Annotated in this window: 13 protein-coding genes; 7 read left to right on the top strand and 6 right to left on the bottom strand. The window is 60.6% G+C overall.

Annotated elements, in window-relative coordinates:
* Positions 1-375 precede the first annotated feature (375 nt).
* A complete protein-coding gene (gene trpS, locus VGB22_07385; GenBank protein HEX9751088.1) occupies positions 376-1356 on the bottom strand; it encodes a tryptophan--tRNA ligase in 981 nt (326 codons plus the stop codon).
* A gap of 182 nt (positions 1357-1538) precedes the next feature.
* On the opposite strand from trpS, the gene VGB22_07380 reads away from it, so the two are divergent.
* Positions 1539-2774: a hypothetical protein gene (locus VGB22_07380; protein ID HEX9751087.1), complete on the top strand. Its 1236-nt coding sequence runs from the start codon at positions 1539-1541 to the stop codon at positions 2772-2774.
* A 271-nt stretch (positions 2775-3045) separates the two neighbouring features.
* Positions 3046-4185: a hypothetical protein gene (locus VGB22_07375; GenBank protein HEX9751086.1), complete on the top strand. Its 1140-nt coding sequence runs from the start codon at positions 3046-3048 to the stop codon at positions 4183-4185.
* Positions 4186-4557: 372 nt separating this feature from the next.
* Here the strand turns inward: VGB22_07375 and VGB22_07370 are convergent, their stop codons facing one another.
* The 3 genes from VGB22_07370 to VGB22_07360 form a co-directional block, all read right to left on the bottom strand.
* On the bottom strand, positions 4558-4938 hold the full coding sequence (locus VGB22_07370; GenBank protein HEX9751085.1) for a VOC family protein: 381 nt from the start codon (positions 4936-4938) through the stop codon (positions 4558-4560).
* 77 nt (positions 4939-5015) lie between these two features.
* Entirely contained in the window at positions 5016-6827 is a 1812-nt protein-coding gene (locus VGB22_07365; protein HEX9751084.1) for a M20/M25/M40 family metallo-hydrolase, read from the bottom strand.
* A 198-nt stretch (positions 6828-7025) separates the two neighbouring features.
* Positions 7026-8393: a sigma-54 dependent transcriptional regulator gene (locus VGB22_07360; protein HEX9751083.1), complete on the bottom strand. Its 1368-nt coding sequence runs from the start codon at positions 8391-8393 to the stop codon at positions 7026-7028.
* A gap of 176 nt (positions 8394-8569) precedes the next feature.
* Between VGB22_07360 and VGB22_07355 the strand changes: the two genes are divergently transcribed.
* From VGB22_07355 to VGB22_07340, 4 genes are all read left to right on the top strand, one after another.
* On the top strand, positions 8570-8782 hold the full coding sequence (locus tag VGB22_07355; protein ID HEX9751082.1) for a hypothetical protein: 213 nt from the start codon (positions 8570-8572) through the stop codon (positions 8780-8782).
* Between the two features lie 75 nt (positions 8783-8857).
* The gene (locus VGB22_07350; protein HEX9751081.1) at positions 8858-9484 is read left to right on the top strand and encodes a hypothetical protein; all 627 of its coding nucleotides are present in this window, start codon (positions 8858-8860) and stop codon (positions 9482-9484) included.
* Positions 9485-9641: 157 nt separating this feature from the next.
* Positions 9642-10307 (top strand): SRPBCC family protein, encoded by a 666-nt coding sequence (locus tag VGB22_07345; protein HEX9751080.1) that lies wholly within the window; start codon positions 9642-9644, stop codon positions 10305-10307.
* Between the two features lie 200 nt (positions 10308-10507).
* Positions 10508-11044: a hemerythrin domain-containing protein gene (locus VGB22_07340; protein ID HEX9751079.1), complete on the top strand. Its 537-nt coding sequence runs from the start codon at positions 10508-10510 to the stop codon at positions 11042-11044.
* A 259-nt stretch (positions 11045-11303) separates the two neighbouring features.
* On the opposite strand, the gene VGB22_07335 is transcribed toward VGB22_07340, so the two are convergent.
* Positions 11304-11807 carry a DinB family protein gene (locus tag VGB22_07335; protein HEX9751078.1) on the bottom strand — a complete coding sequence of 168 codons (504 nt, stop codon included), beginning with the start codon at positions 11805-11807 and terminating at the stop codon, positions 11304-11306.
* 421 nt (positions 11808-12228) lie between these two features.
* Here VGB22_07335 and VGB22_07330 point away from each other — a divergent pair, with 421 nt between their 5' ends.
* Positions 12229-13404, top strand: a complete 1176-nt coding sequence (locus VGB22_07330) for a hypothetical protein (GenBank protein HEX9751077.1) — start codon at positions 12229-12231, stop codon at positions 13402-13404.
* 509 nt (positions 13405-13913) lie between these two features.
* On the opposite strand, the gene VGB22_07325 is transcribed toward VGB22_07330, so the two are convergent.
* The gene (locus VGB22_07325; protein ID HEX9751076.1) at positions 13914-14330 is read right to left on the bottom strand and encodes an HTH domain-containing protein; all 417 of its coding nucleotides are present in this window, start codon (positions 14328-14330) and stop codon (positions 13914-13916) included.
* Positions 14331-14850 lie beyond the last annotated feature (520 nt).

Raw genomic sequence — 14850 nt, 5'->3', positions numbered from 1 at the left:
GTCAGCCCTTGGGCTGACCGTCTGAGGGATTGCACCTACGTGCCCAGATGCATCGCCCCATCGTGCGGGTCAGCCCTCGGGCTGACCGTCTGAGGGATTGTACCTACGTGCCCAGATGCATCGCCCCATCGTGCGCGTCAGCCCTTGGGCTGACCGTCTGAGGGATTGTACCTACGTGCCCAGATGCATCGCCCCATCGTGCGGGTCAGCCCTTGGGCTGACCCCCCTGAGGGATTGTACCTACGCGCCCAGATGCATCGCCCCATCGTGCGGGTCAGCCCTTGGGCTGACCTCTGAGGGATTGTACCTACGTGCCCAGATGCATCGCCCCATCGTGCGGGTCAGCCCTTGGGCTGACCGTCTGAGGGATTGCACCTACGTGCCCAGATGCATCGCTTTCCGCACTTTGACCATCGTCGCCGAGGCCCGCGCACGTGCCCGGTCGGCGCCGACCGTCAGCGCCTGCTCGACCGTCGCCGGATCGCCTTCCAATTCGGTGCGACGCCGACGGATCGGGCGGAGCGTATCATTGAGCTTGTCGGCAAGCGTCATTTTGCAGTCGACACACCCCAATGCGCCGGTGCGGCACGGCGGCGCGATCTCGGTCTCATGGCCGGGATTGTAGATCGTCTGCAGCGCATAGACGGGGCAGATTTCGGGACGGCCCGGATCGCCCTTGCGCAGCTTTTGCGGATCGGTGAACATCCGCTTGAGACGTTTCCGCGTCTCGTCTTCGGAGTGCGAGAGCGATATCTCATTCTCGTACGACTTGCTCATTTTGCGTCCGTCGAGACCCGGCACCGCGGGAAAGTGCGTCAGCTTCGCCTGCGGCTCGGGGAAAACGTCGCCATAGAGCGTGTTGAATCGCCGCGCCACTTCGCGCGTCAGCTCGATGTGCGGCAATTGGTCTTTGCCGACCGGGACCCATCCGGCGCGGTAAATCAGAATGTCGGCCGCCTGCAACAGCGGGTAGCCGAGGAAGCCGTAAGAATCCAGCCCCAACTCCGTCGCCTTGTCCTTGTAGCTGGGGACCCGTTCCAGCCAGGGAACGGGAATGATCATCGAAAACAGCAGGTGCAGCTCGGCGTGTTCTTTGACGTGCGATTGTACGAAGATCGCGGTCCGCTCCGGGTCGAGACCGGCGGCGAGGTAGTCGATCGCCATCTGGCGAATCCGCTCGGGGAGCTCGGACGTGTCCTTAAAATCCGATGTCAGTGCGTGCCAGTCGACGATGCAGGCGTACATCTCGAATTCATCCTGCAGGGCCACCCAGTTCTTCAGCGCGCCCTCGTAATTGCCCAGATGCAGGCGGCCGGTGGGCTGCATACCGGAGAGAATGATTCGATTGTCGCTCAACTGTGCCCTCGTCTCCGGCGTTCCCGACGGCCGGATGCTGCGAAATAAGGCCGTGACCGGCGAATTGCCAGAGCTTTGTCACAGCCCATCTCGATCGCGTCGCGGTCCCGCACCCGCTGAAACTTTCGTGCCGCGTGCCCGTAGGTATCAGCGGGGCCGTCATGGCTTCTTAAGGAGGGGTAATGCGCACACTGGCCGGACTGGCCGCCATCGTCGTCGTGATCGCCGCCTCGCAGATTGCCTCCGCCGCCGATCAGGGTTTTATCTTCGGCACGATCACGACGGAATGGGGCGATCAATACACGGGCCGAATCCGGTGGGATCAGAACGAGGGATTCTGGGATGACATCCTCGACGCCACCAAGGACGAAGAGCAGCCGTACACCCCACGCCGTGCGTCGCAGCGCAAGAAAGTCTCGCTGTTCGGCCTGAAGATTTATGAAGAAGAGGGCTGGGGCTGGAGTTCCAGCTCCTCGGCGCAACTGCGCTTCGGCCACATCAAGAGCATCGAGCCGCGTTCCCGCGATCGGGCGCTGGTCACGCTCAAGAACGGCGAAGTCCTCCGTTTCGAGGGCTCCGGCTCCGACCTGGGCTCAGACAATCGCGGAATCGTCATGGATGTCGAAGGCGAAGGCATTCTCGAGATGGAGTGGCGCGATGTCGAGCATGTCGAGTTTTTTCCCGAACCCGATGACTACACGCCATCGGATGATCGCGTCGAACGGCTCTATGGCCGCGTGACGACAGAAGACGACGAGACCCACACCGGATTCATCGTCTGGGACGCCGATGAAATCTACACGACCGACGTCTTGGACGGCGACGAAGACGGTCGTGACCGCGAGATCCGTTTCGGTCGCATTGCCGCCATCGAGAAGCGCGGTTCCGACGGATGCCTCGTGCAGCTCGCCAACGGGCGTGACATGAGATTGACGGGCTCCAACGACGTCGACAGCGGCAATCGCGGCATCAGCATCGTCATCGCCGATCTCGGACGACTGGAAGTCGAGTGGGACAATTTCCGGCGCATCGACTTTGTGACCGCTCCGGCGGGCGCCATGGCGACCTACGACCGTTTCGACGGCGGACGCCGCCTGCGCGGTACCGTCACCAGCGAATGGGGCGACTCGTACACCGGGGAGATTACCTGGGACAACGACGAGCGCTACTCCTGGGAGTTTCTCAACGGCGAAACGCAGGGCTTCGGCGCTGATATCGAATTCGGCGCAATCGCGTCGATCAAGCGGCTCTCGCGGCGCGGCTGTCAGGTGACACTCCGCAACGGGATGTCATTTGAACTGCGCGGCTCCAACGACGTCGACGAGGACAACAAGGGCGTCTTTGTCGAAACCGATGAGGGTGACTTGGAAGAACTCGATTGGGACGATTTCGAAAAGGTCGAATTCTCGGCGCCGTGACACGCGTCTGAATGCTCGATCCCCCTATGGCGGCCCTCCCATCACGTATGGGAGGGCCGCCTGTTTTTTGATTGATCAACCCCTGTTCAGCATCTGAACAAATGCTTTATGCGGATGTTCTAACTGCTTGTCGCTCCATGCGCGTATGCGAATCTGACTGCCCATATTCGGTGCAGCTTCCGCGCGGCAGCGCGGTTGCACGGACTCTGGATCACGCACGGTCACGCCTGAGGTGTCGGCGGGACGGAATGCGGGAACGGAGAGGGAGACGATGCGGTGCGCAGACAACAATCAAGGAGTCCCCGCCACCGGGGGTTCCGATTACGAGCCCGGCAGCGCGTGGCCGGGCGGCGCCTGGTCGCGCGCCATCGTGATGCTCGCCGTGCTGGTGGTCAGCCCGATCAAGCTGTCGCTGGCACAAGACACGACCGGTCCCGACCTGCAGATCGGCGGGCATCTCGATGTGCAGGCGGTCGGACGCGATGCCGCGCTGGGACGCAATGATTTCAGCGTCGGCCAACTGACCTTCGATGTTTCCAGTCAGTTCAACAGGCAGTGGGCGGGCGCGGTGCAGGTCGCTTACGATCTCGATGAGGAGTTTGTCATCGACGAGGCGTATGTCAATTGGACTGTCTTCGACTGGCCCGAAGGCGTCCCACGACGCGACCCGGCGGGCATCACCCATGCTGCGTTTCGCATCGGACAGTTCGATGTCCCGGTCGGCCTGGACTGGCGCGTGTATTCATCGTTCGATCGCAAGCTGGTATCGGTTCCGGTCGTCGTGGCCAACACGCACCGTGGCTGGAACGACGTCGGCGTGGAGTTCTACGGCCGTACGACCTGGTCGAACTGGTCGATCTCCGCGGTCAATGGATTCGGGACATCGCCGGCGTTACGACTGCCGATTCGTGAGCCGACCCCATTGACCGCCGAGAATGACGCACTGGGCGCGATCGTTCCCACCGAGGCGTTCGGCGCGCGATTCGGACTGGTGATGAATGCGAACTTCGAATTCGGGACCTCATACGCCGCCGGGTACACCGATGATGACCGTCTGGCCGAACGCTTTTGGATTTTCGATCTGACCGCCCAATTCGAGCATCTCGAATTGAAGGGCGAGTTCATCAGCCACGAACACGACCGTATGAGCGACCGCCAGACCGACGTCGGCTATTACATGCAGGGGGCCTGGACACACGGCGCCCTGTATGGCGTGGTGCGGCTCGATGCGTACCGTCCCGAAGGATCGGAAGTCTATCCGCTGGGGATCATGGCCGATGAAACGCTGATGTGCGGATCGTTCGGCGGCGGATATCGCGTGCACCGTTTCGCGCACGTGCGGGCCGAGTATCAATTGGCCGAGGGCTCGTCCAACGACATGGTCTACCTGCAGACCGCAATCGCGTTCTAATGACCGACTTGGTCGCCTCAGGCGACGAGGGGTTGTACGCCGTCACTAACACGCCCTGTCCCGTGAGGGATGGGGCGTGGTCTTTGTGAGATCCAAAGATGGGCTCGGTCCCTCGGCTATGCTCGGGACATGCGGAAGCTTTCACCTCCCCAAAACACATTCAAAGGTGCATCGACAGGGAAGCGCACGACCCGGATGGACATGACTCTGTCTCATCAAGGTGACAGATGCGGCCGCTGACGGATAAAGCCCCGTCAGGGTCACTTCGGTGCATGGGTCGTCTACTGTCATTCCTCACCGCTCCCCCGCACCGCGTGCGGGGTCGGGTTCGGAATGACAATCTTTTCCTTGGATGTTGATTCGAGCCGACGGTCACTGCACCAGACAGCAATACGCCCCGGCCGGATCCTGAATGCAGCAGAAGCGGTTGTTGCCGGCGCCGCGCGGGCCATCGATCACTTTCCCGCCCAGTTCGGTGCAGTGTTTGATGCTGGCGTCAAGGTCGGCGACTACAATGTAGATGAGCCAACGCGCGGGGAGATTGGCATTGCTGCCGCGCGCGTGGCAGACTCCGACGACCGGGGTGCCGTCGGCAGGACTCTCCATGTTGTAATCGGAATAACCCTTCATGTCGACGGGGGAGTGTTTCCAGCCGACCACGGCGCTGTAGAAGTCGCGGATTGTGGCGGCGTCGGGGATTGTCAGATCAGTCCAGACGATCGTGCCGGGTGCATATTCGGGTTTGTCGGGCATAGTGAGTCTCCCTCAAATGCGTAGGGGCACGGCGCGCCGTGCCCCTGCAGTATGTCATCGTTATAACGCATCGTGGATCACAAATCGACGATCAGCACGACCTTTGCGCCGCTGCGCATGACATCGACGGTCGCGCGCTGGCCGGGGCGCAGTTCGGCGAGACGGTACATGTAATCGTAAATGTTCGTCACCTGTTTGCCTTCGACCGCGACGATGACATCGCCCTTGAGCATCCCGGCTCGCTTCGCCGGACGGTCGTCAAGTACCGCATCGACACGCAGTCCCTCGGTGCCTTCGGAGGCGCCGTAATCGGGCATGATGCCGAGCGTGACGCGCAGACGGGTCCGCGCCGCCTGCTGTTCCTTCGGTCCGGCTTCCTGAAACGCCATCGTGGTGCCGCGACTCGCCAGCGCCATGGTGACATCGGCCACAAACGAGGCGATCGTTTCCATGCCGTCGTAGAGCACAAGGTCGGCATCGTCTTCGGGCGTATGATACTGATCGTGCGCGCCGGTGAAGAAGAACAGGACCGGAATGTCTTCGACATAAAACGACGCATGATCCGACGGCCCGAATCCTTCCGGCGACATCTCCAACGGCACGCCATGACGCAGCGCGATCATCTTGAGGTAATCCTCCATGCCCCAGGCCGTGCCGGTGCCGCCGATGCGCAATGCGTCTTTGTCTTCGTCGTAACGTCCGACCATGTCGAGGTTGAGCATGTATTTGATGCGCGAACGATCGATGGGGCAGTCGTTCACGAAGTATTTCGAACCGATGACGCCCATTTCCTCGGCCGAGAAGGCGATGAAAAGCACACTGCGGCGCAGTTGATCGGAACGGTCGGAGAGATACTGCGCCATCTCCAGCAATGCGGCGACGCCGGAGGCGTTGTCGTCGGCGCCGTTGTGAATGGCGACCGTATCAGGACGGCGCGATCCCGAATGCGGCCCGCCGTAGCCGAGGTGGTCGTAGTGCGCGCCGATGACGATCACATCCTCGCGCAGCTTGCGGTCGCTGCCTTCGAGGAAGGCGACGACGTTGCTGGTCGAGACCTGATTTTGCACGACACGGACTGAGGCCGTGACCGACTTATCGATGGCAAAGCTCTGCGACCGACGTTCCTCCATGATCTGTTTTTCGAGATCGGCGATGGTGTTGCCGGTTGATTCCAGCAGTTTGTCCGCTATCACGCGCTTGATATTGAGCGCCGGAATCTGCGCGCGCGACTTGCTCTGGTCGTAGTAGAGCGGAATCAGCGCGTCTTCGGGATCGAACTCCGCGCCGGAGACAAAGAGAATTCCTGCTGCGCCTTTGTCCTGTGCTGTCAGCACCTTGTGCCGCAGGTCGCTGTGCATCGCAAAGGTGCTGTGCGGGTTGCTCGGGTCGGGATCGCCGCGCAGGACCATGACCCAACGGTCGCGAACATCGATATCGGCGTAGTCGAGCCAGCTCAGCGAGTCCTCCTCGATTGCGAATCCATATCCGACAAACGCGACCTGCGCGTTCAGATCGCCATCGGCCGAAAAGGCCAGCGGCGTGTATTCCGAATCGGCCGTGGCGACAGCACCGGCGACATTCAGCGCATTGCCCTCGCCGAGACTGACCGAGGTCGTGACATCGAACGGCTGATAGCCGTGGTCACCGAGCATGACCAGCCCATAACGGATGAACTCTGCGCGGATGTACTCCGCCGCCTTGCTTCCGCCCTCGGTGCCCGGCTTGCGCCCTTCCAATTCGTCGGAGGCCAGGTGGTAGACATGCTCCTTGAGTTCGGGCACGCTGATCGCCGGGCCGGTGTCGGCCCGGCCATCGCCCGTGGGCTGGGGCTGGTAGGTGCACGACCCCAACAGCAGCACCATCGGCAACAACACAATGCTATTCTTCACGCGATCCTCCGGTGTGTGACATCGTGCATGGTATCTCGGACTCATTTGGTCCGTGTCGCGATGGAAGAACAGGTATCATGGGCTCGCAGGCAATGACCAGCTTACGGAAATGCCGCGGTTTTGACACTTGTCCGTCGGGTGATGCGTTCGCAGGGACAATAGCTGGACAGGAGATCGCGTCCGAGCCGCAACTGAGACTCACGCCGGCTTGCTGATTCCGTACTCGTTCATCTTGAGGCGCAGCGTGTTGCGGTGGATGCCGAGCGTGGCCGCCGCCTGTGAGAGCACCCAATTGTGATGCTCGAGAGCGCCCAGGATGTGCCGGCGTTCGACCTCGGCCAGCGGCAATGTCGGCGCCGCGCCCAGTGAGGCGGTGTCTGCTGCGGCATCGGAGCCGCGCACATGCGAGGGGAAATCGTTGACATCGAGCGCATCGCCCCGCGCCATGACACAGGCGCGCTGGATGGCATTGTGCAGTTCGCGGACGTTTCCCGGCCAACTGTACGACATCAGCAGGTCTTTGGCGGCCGGAGTGATCCCTGCCACGGGACGCGCCCGCTGCGCGCCGGATCGCCTGATGAACAGCTCGACCAACGGGAGGATGTCCTCGCGGCGTTGACGCAACGGCGGGATCACGATCTGAATGACATTCAGCCGATAGTACAGGTCTTCGCGAAACCCTCCATCTTTGACCATCTCCTCCAAATCCTGATTCGTCGCGGCGACGATCCGGCAGTCGGACTTGATCGATTCGGTCCCGCCCAGTCGCTCGAATGTCTTCTGTTCCAGCACGCGCAGCAGCTTGGCCTGTACGAGCGGGGGAACATCGCCGATCTCATCGAGAAAGAGGGTCCCGCCCGAAGCCAGCTCGAAGCGGCCGATGCGACGGACATTGGAGCCGGTGTAGGCGCCCTTTTCAGACCCGAACAGTTCGGCTTCTAATAATGTCTCCGGCAGCGCGGCGCAATTGACTGCGATGAACCGTCCCGATGATCGCAGCGACGCTGTATGCAGAGTCCGCGCGACCACCTCTTTGCCGACTCCCGACTCGCCGCGTAAGAGCACGGTCGTATCCGCTTCGGCCGCGCGGGCGACGGTCGAGAAGACTTCACGCAACGCGGGTGACTTGATGATGATGTTCTCATCGGCGAACGGCTCTTCGAGTTTCTCCTTCAGGTACCGATTCTCCGCCAACAGCCAGTGCCGCTCACCGGCGCGCGCCATCGTCGCCAACAATTCGTCGAGATCGGCGGGTTTTTTGAGGAAGTCGAATGCCCCCTTCTTCATTGCCTCCATGGCGCTCTCGAAACTCCACACCGCCGAGAGCATGATGACCTGCAGCTCCGGATTGGCCGCCAACAGTTCGGGCAGAATTTCCAGGCCCGACCGTCCCGGCATTTTGATATCGAGCACTGCGATCTCGAAATATGTCCTGGTCGCGACTGCCAGCGCCGCCTCCGCCGATTCGGCGGCAGTCACGGTATACCCGGCATCCTCCAGTGCTCCGGCGATCATTTCCCGGCCGGGCTTCTCGTCGTCGACAACCAGAATCCGCAGTTTGGCCATAGGGACCTCGGACGGTGAAGCTACGGAATCCCATTCTGAGGTCAATCCTGCAATTGAATCCTCCAGGCACAACTGGGTCTGCGACAGAGCAATATCCCTTGCCCTATCCGCTCCGGCGTGTACATTTCCGCAGAGATCGTTGACCGTTCTGATCCGATTGATCGAAAGGAGTCATCATGCGTGCAGTATTGAGAATTGCCGTAATCGCCGCGTTACTCGCCTTGTCCGGGCCGATGGCGCCTGCCGTGTTCGCCGATGAGGATTCCGGCGACCGCTGGTGGGAGACATTCAAGGGGCACGAGATGTGGTTAAGCGACCTGGCCGCAGCGACAAAACTGTCGACGGAAGAATCACGCCCGCTGCTGGTCGACATTTTCAACCCCGGCTGAGGGTCATGCCGGACTCTGGCAGAGTCCACGTGGGGCAGCAAACGCTTCCAGGAATGGGCCGAGCGCAACAATTATGTGCTGGTCAAGGTCAACACCGACGTCGACACCACGATCCGCGCCGATCGGAAGATCGCCGGTCTGCCGACCGTTCTGGTCTGCAATCCCGGGGGCGAGGAGATCGATCGCACACTCGGCTTTATCGAAGCGAAGGAATTCATCAAGACTGTCGAGGACTACCGGCAGGGAATCGGCACATTGGCTGCCATGCAGGAACTGGAGCGCACCCCCGGCCGCACGCTCGATGCCGAGTTCTTGTTTGAATTGGGCAAGAAATACTTCAATCACAGCGAGTTCAAGGAAGCGGACATTCGATTCGAGAGCGCCGGAGTGCTCGACGCGACCAACGAAGCGGGGGTCGCCGATGATAGTTACTACCAGCGCATTCTGATCGCGCGCAAGCTGGAGAAATGGGACCACGGCATCGGCCACGCCCAGATGCTGATCGAGATGTGGCCCAAGAGTGAATGGGCCGATGATGCCGCGATCTACATCGGGTTCCTGCACGCCAGGGCCGGCAACACGCGGCAGGCGATCATCGGTTACAAGAATTATCTGGAACGCTGGCCCAAGGGCGAAGACGCCGACTACGCGAAGAAACAGATTGAAGCGCTCGAAGCCGAGTCGGAGACCAGCGGAGGATAGATACAGCCACGAATGTGGTCCGGAACTGGGCGCCCGCTCCCGTTGGCCGTCGCTCCCGGGCGAAGCTCAGAGGGAAAGGGCGGCGGTGAGGGATTGGACAGAAGAAATCCCGTTTCCTCACCGGACAATAGCACGGAAACGGGACTGACCGATCGACATGCCCCCCAAAAAAGCCGCTGAACGAGCGATCAGCGATGGCACTGTCAAGAGCGCGACCGGAAAGTCGCTGAAACAGTGGTATGCCATCCTCGACAAGTTTGGGGCTGACAAGAAAGGCCACACCGCCGGGGCCGCGTATCTCCACAACAGCCATGACCTCTCCGGCTGGTGGTCGCAGATGGTCACGGTTCGTTACGAGCAGGATCGCGGTTTACGCGCGGTCGGCCAGCGCATGAACGGCCGGTACGAAGTCAGCATCCAACGCACCATCGCGGCAGCGCAGAAACAGGCGTATGCCGCATTCACCGATCCGAAACTCCTGTCGAAGTGGTTTACGACCAAAGCCAGGATCGATCTGCGTCCCGGCGGCCGGTATTCCAACAGCGACGGGGACCAGGGCGAGTACCGCACGGTCACTCCGCCCAGGCGCGTGCGGTTTACATGGGAGAATGAAAAACACTGCCCCGGCAGTCTGGTCGAGGCGACCTTCACGCCATCGGGAAAAGGAAAGGTGGCGGTGCGTATCCAGCACACGAAGCTGCCGGACGCCAAGGGGCGCGATGATATGCGCATGGGCTGGAGCTGGACGCTCGATTCGCTGAAATCGTTTTTGGAGACCGGCCGGCCGATCCAGTTCGAGGAGTGGAAGAAGACGTGGAAGTGAGATTGCAATCGGTTGGTTTTCCTCATCCGCCTTCACCCGATGGGAGAATAGAACTCGAACCATTTCACGCAATCGCCCGGAACCGGTGTTCGCCCTCTCCCTGTGGCCAAAGGTCCCACCTGCCCTGAGCGGAGCCAAAGGAAGCGCAGCCGAGGGGGAGAGGGTTGGGGTGGGGGAATGCCCGGCCGGTTAATGTCCCAATGAAACGCAACAAGAACCTCCACCCTCTCAGCTGGGAGCATCATCACACGCTCACGAGCGTTGTCCTGACGCGTCGTCACATCAAGAACTGCGCGCCGCGGGCGCGGCTGGTGCAGATCGCGCGCGAGTTTGCCGCCTTTCATCGCGAGGCGCTGCTGCCGCATTTTCGTCACGAGGAAGAGTGGCTCCTTCCCCGTTACCTGCGGCACGCGTCCGCCGGCGATGCCGCTGTCACGCGGCTGTTGCGCGAGCATGTGACGCTGCATCGCCTGGTCTACGATCTGACGCTCGCCGAGCGCAACAGTGCAGACCTCGTCGCGCCATTGACCGCGCTGACCGACGCGCTGGAAGCGCATGTCCGTTTCGAGGAACGGGAGATGTTTCCGATGATAGAGGCGGTCCTGACGGCCGATGAATTGTCCTCGCTGGGCGAAGAACTGCTCCGGTCGGTGTCCGACGCGGTGGTCATTCCCGGCGGCGACGGCTGCCGTGTCAAAGCGGCGTCGGAAAACGCCCCGCTGCCCGACTCACTGTGAGCGTCACATCTCAGCAGGCCGGCTTGTGTGCGGACTGCATCCATGCGAAGCTGATCCGTTCGTCGCACGGATCGGAATTCGTGCAATGCGAGTTGTCGTTTAGCGACCCGCGCTTCCCGAAGTATCCGCGGCTGCCGGTGTTGAAGTGCCGGGGCCACAAACCCAATCGCTCCTGACAAGCAAAAACCCCAATTGTCACCCCTTGATCTTATCCCGCCTGAAGACGTGATGAGATCAAGGGAATTCGGAGTGACATTGTCTATATCGCCGGCGGTTCGGCGCCGTAGCCGGCCCACTCCTCATATGAGGGGCCATAAACGCCCGGCACTTTCAGCCCCGCCTGACGCATCAGCACGGTCATCTGGCCGCGATGATGGCACTGATGGGCGACCAATCCGAAGAGTGTCGAACCGCGCGCCCATGTCTCCCCGTACATCGGATCGGTGACTGTCAGCGATTCATCGCTCCAGTTCGACTTGATCTGCTCCGCGAGCGAACGCGATGCGTCGTGGAACGCCTGCCGGATCTTAGTCGCCTGCGCCGGGACACCGTCTTGGGGCGCGGGTCCGGCCAGCTTCAGCCCGGTCAGCCCCATCATCTCCGGGATGGTGGCGGCGATATGCCACGCCATTCGTCCCAGCGTGCGATGATCCCGGGCGACCGGCTGCGCCAGCGATGCATCGGTCAGCGCGTCGAACAATTTCTGCGTCGCTTGCGATTCGTGCTCCCATGTCGTGAGGAAATCCTCGATCTTGCGAAACATGTTGGGCCTCCGTTTCCGACAGGAATCTCGACCATCGACGCAGGGGCGATCAATCACTTTCAATCGGCAGGGCGGCCCGGACCTTGGTCCGGGTTCCGCAGGAATGCATCCATCAGTGCATTGTTTCCATCCCGTCATTGAGAACACCTCGCTAAGAAAGGCGTGCCAAGTCATTCGGCAGGGTGGCCCGGACCTTGGTCCGGGTTTCAATGGGTCGCGTCCTCCGAGACCCGGACCAAGGTCCTGGCCACCCGCACCGGCATGCCGGCGGCGGGCATGTGCAGTCGGCTTCACTCTATCGATTCTACTGGGAGCAGCGGCAGCATCCGCCCAACCCGCACGCGAAGCGGTTCTCGAGTCGCGTCCGGCGCGGATCGTCGAGGCACGAAAAGCCCTGACGCTCGCGGCGATTCGCAGCAATATGGAGGGAATCAAAGACGCGCGTGAACAATTCGCCGAACTGCTCGCCGAGGATGAGGGCTCGGCGGTCATCCATTACGAAATCGCCTTCGCCAACGTCCAGATGATCCATGCCCGCAACGGCAACGGCCCCGCGACCGGACGGCTGCTGGAGGACGCGGCCGGGCATCTGCTGCGCGCCATCGACATCGACGATTCGCTTGTTGACGCCTATGCACTCTTCGGATGGCTGGAGTTTTACACAACGGAAATCGATTCGACCCTGATGAAGTATGTCCGCGCCAAATCGCAGGGCAAGCTGGCGGCCGCGCGCCGCGCCGATCCGACCAATCCGAGAGCGTTGCTCGCCGAGGCGATCCCGAAATACTTCAATCAGACGACCGTGAACGACGCGTACCGTCTCAATCAACTCGCGGTCGCCCATCTGGTCGCGCGAAAGTCGGCGACCGACACGCTCCCCGATTGGTGGCTGCCGACGGCGTACTACTGGCTGGCGACATCGCACCTGTTCCGTCCAAAACCGATGTACGATTCGGTCCGCCACTACACGTTGGAGGCGCTGCGCGCGGAAGGGCAGTATGAGATGGCCCAGGCCAATCTGCTGCCGACGATCGACAAACACGAGCCGTTGCCGGTGCAGCGGTTTCAGCGTATGCATTGGGAACGTCTCGCACAGGACGACCGCAACGATCTGCTCAACAAGTCGCTTCCTGATGCGCGGCAGCTATCGTACAGCTACGACGCGGTCACCGACACGCTTTGGTTTCGCATCGATTTGCACAACGCGCCCAATCCGGCGTCGTTCGGCGTCAACATCGCGGTCGACGACGATGCCGACTCGGTCAACGGCGCCCGTTGGTGGGGATTCAACAACGACTTCCACTTCGACAAGCTGGCCACCTGCTGGCTCTCGGATGCGGGCAACGGCACATATTTCGGACGCATCGGCATCGCCACCGCCGATCAGGTCCTGACCGGACGCTTCATGAAACGCTGGCCCAATAGTATCGTCTTCGCGGTCGATGCCGAGACCAACGCGCTCATCATCGGCCTCAAGCGCTCCGAACTCACGCGCTCCGGATCGTTTCGCCTCATCGCGGCGACCGGTTCCCACGCTGGTTGGGCCGATGATATTCCCAATCGAGGAGCGGCGGGTCTGGTGCTCAAGCGCGAGTGAGGTAATGTCCGTTCGCAGGCGCAGGGGAGAGGTCTCCCCGACCGTAACGTGCCAGTTGCAGACCCCGAAAGGCCTGATCCATCGCTTCGTTCAGGACAAGCGAGGGCGTCAGGACCGTCAAAACTGGAAACACGAGTCGTAGGGGCACGACGAGTCGTGCCCCTACGATACCAGTGTCTCGATCAATCGCCGGTGCCAGCCGATGTCCCCACCAAACCCGTCGCCCAATTCCCGGCACTGGTACAGTTTCAGAAGGCCACATCTAAAGCCCCCGATTTGTAGCTCAGTACATCATCCCACGTCCATACTTTGTCGGCAACTTTGGCCGCAATGGCTGGCGTCGAATCCAACGCTTGATGCGGACGAATCATATTGTAATGAACAAGAAAGATGCAAAGGGCCGCGTAGAGATAATCGACGCACTTGCTGATGAAAGAGGCCGCGTTGCGAGTTTCGCGGCCTCTTTTCTTTGTAAAATCCTTAGCATTTTATCCGTTCTGATACATAGACTATACTGATTCAACGTCAGCACTGCTCGACGATTGATCTTCGCCGTCGAATTCCATCAAACCGAATGTATTGGGTGATGGTCTCGTAAATACTTGACCATTACGCACATACACACCAAGTGAGCCACTCAGAGACGCCCGCGCCTGCTTGTTCTTGTGATCCTCTCCGAGCGCACGAAGAATCTCGGACACGTGGAGTGGCTTCCCAGCATCACGAAGAATCTGTAGCGCTCGCCCGACCTTGCTCTTGGGTCTGATGTCAGAACCGTTGCCCGCACTGACCCCCTTCTGGAGAATCTTAAGCGTCTCTCGATAGGCCTCGATTGCCGATTGCACCTTATCCAATTCGCTCTTAAGTCGTAGGGCTTCTTCCTCTTTCTGTTTCAGACGCCTCTCGATATCTCGTACGGCTTTCATGCGCGTTCCTCCTGCTGATAGAGTATACGAGGTTTGGGTCGTGACGGTTGGAGAAAAGAGGCGAATTGGATAATTATTTCTCCGTAAACTTTTCGAGGGGCATGATTTTATGCTTGCGCGATCCGTTCGGAGTGTCTAACGTACCAAACGAAGAAGAGCCAACGGCCTGTCAGACCGCTGGCTCTCAAATCGGTCACCGTCCAACGCCGGAACAACTCACACTGGCCGGGACTGCGGACGGACCGGGTTTACTGGTGATGTCGGGGTTGGGCCGTCGCCTACGTTTATGTGCACAGGGCGACGGACCGCCCGACATCAAACATTCAATCATAGTAGATGGCGAACCGGGATTGGTTTGTCAAGGGCACAGTTTGCCCAAGGGAGTGTTAAAAGTGTCAGACCCATGGATTGGATTCAACGAATCAAGTGTAGACGCCTCCTGATGATCCCCCGTTTTCGTTGACACTCGTTTAGATAGATTCCAGCAACAAGCGTTCCTCAAATTCAACCGGACTGAGAT

The sequence above is a fragment of the Candidatus Zixiibacteriota bacterium genome, assembly GCA_036397555.1.
Classification (GTDB): Bacteria; Zixibacteria; MSB-5A5; order WJJR01; family WJJR01; genus DATKYL01.
This window is presented reverse-complemented; position numbering and strand designations above follow the sequence as displayed.

What these genes read in the sequence shown, in the direction of transcription:
- VGB22_07380 (HEX9751087.1), top strand. Translation starts at nt 1,539, where the DNA reads ATGCGCACACTGGCCGGACTGGCCGCCATCGTCGTCGTGATCGCCGCC.
- VGB22_07375 (HEX9751086.1), top strand. Translation starts at nt 3,046, where the DNA reads ATGCGGTGCGCAGACAACAATCAAGGAGTCCCCGCCACCGGGGGTTCC.
- VGB22_07370 (HEX9751085.1), bottom strand. Translation starts at nt 4,938, where the DNA reads ATGCCCGACAAACCCGAATATGCACCCGGCACGATCGTCTGGACTGAT.
- VGB22_07360 (HEX9751083.1), bottom strand. Translation starts at nt 8,393, where the DNA reads ATGGCCAAACTGCGGATTCTGGTTGTCGACGACGAGAAGCCCGGCCGG.
- VGB22_07355 (HEX9751082.1), top strand. Translation starts at nt 8,570, where the DNA reads ATGCGTGCAGTATTGAGAATTGCCGTAATCGCCGCGTTACTCGCCTTG.
- VGB22_07345 (HEX9751080.1), top strand. Translation starts at nt 9,642, where the DNA reads ATGCCCCCCAAAAAAGCCGCTGAACGAGCGATCAGCGATGGCACTGTC.
- VGB22_07340 (HEX9751079.1), top strand. Translation starts at nt 10,508, where the DNA reads ATGAAACGCAACAAGAACCTCCACCCTCTCAGCTGGGAGCATCATCAC.
- VGB22_07335 (HEX9751078.1), bottom strand. Translation starts at nt 11,807, where the DNA reads ATGTTTCGCAAGATCGAGGATTTCCTCACGACATGGGAGCACGAATCG.
- VGB22_07330 (HEX9751077.1), top strand. Translation starts at nt 12,229, where the DNA reads ATGGAGGGAATCAAAGACGCGCGTGAACAATTCGCCGAACTGCTCGCC.
- VGB22_07325 (HEX9751076.1), bottom strand. Translation starts at nt 14,330, where the DNA reads ATGAAAGCCGTACGAGATATCGAGAGGCGTCTGAAACAGAAAGAGGAA.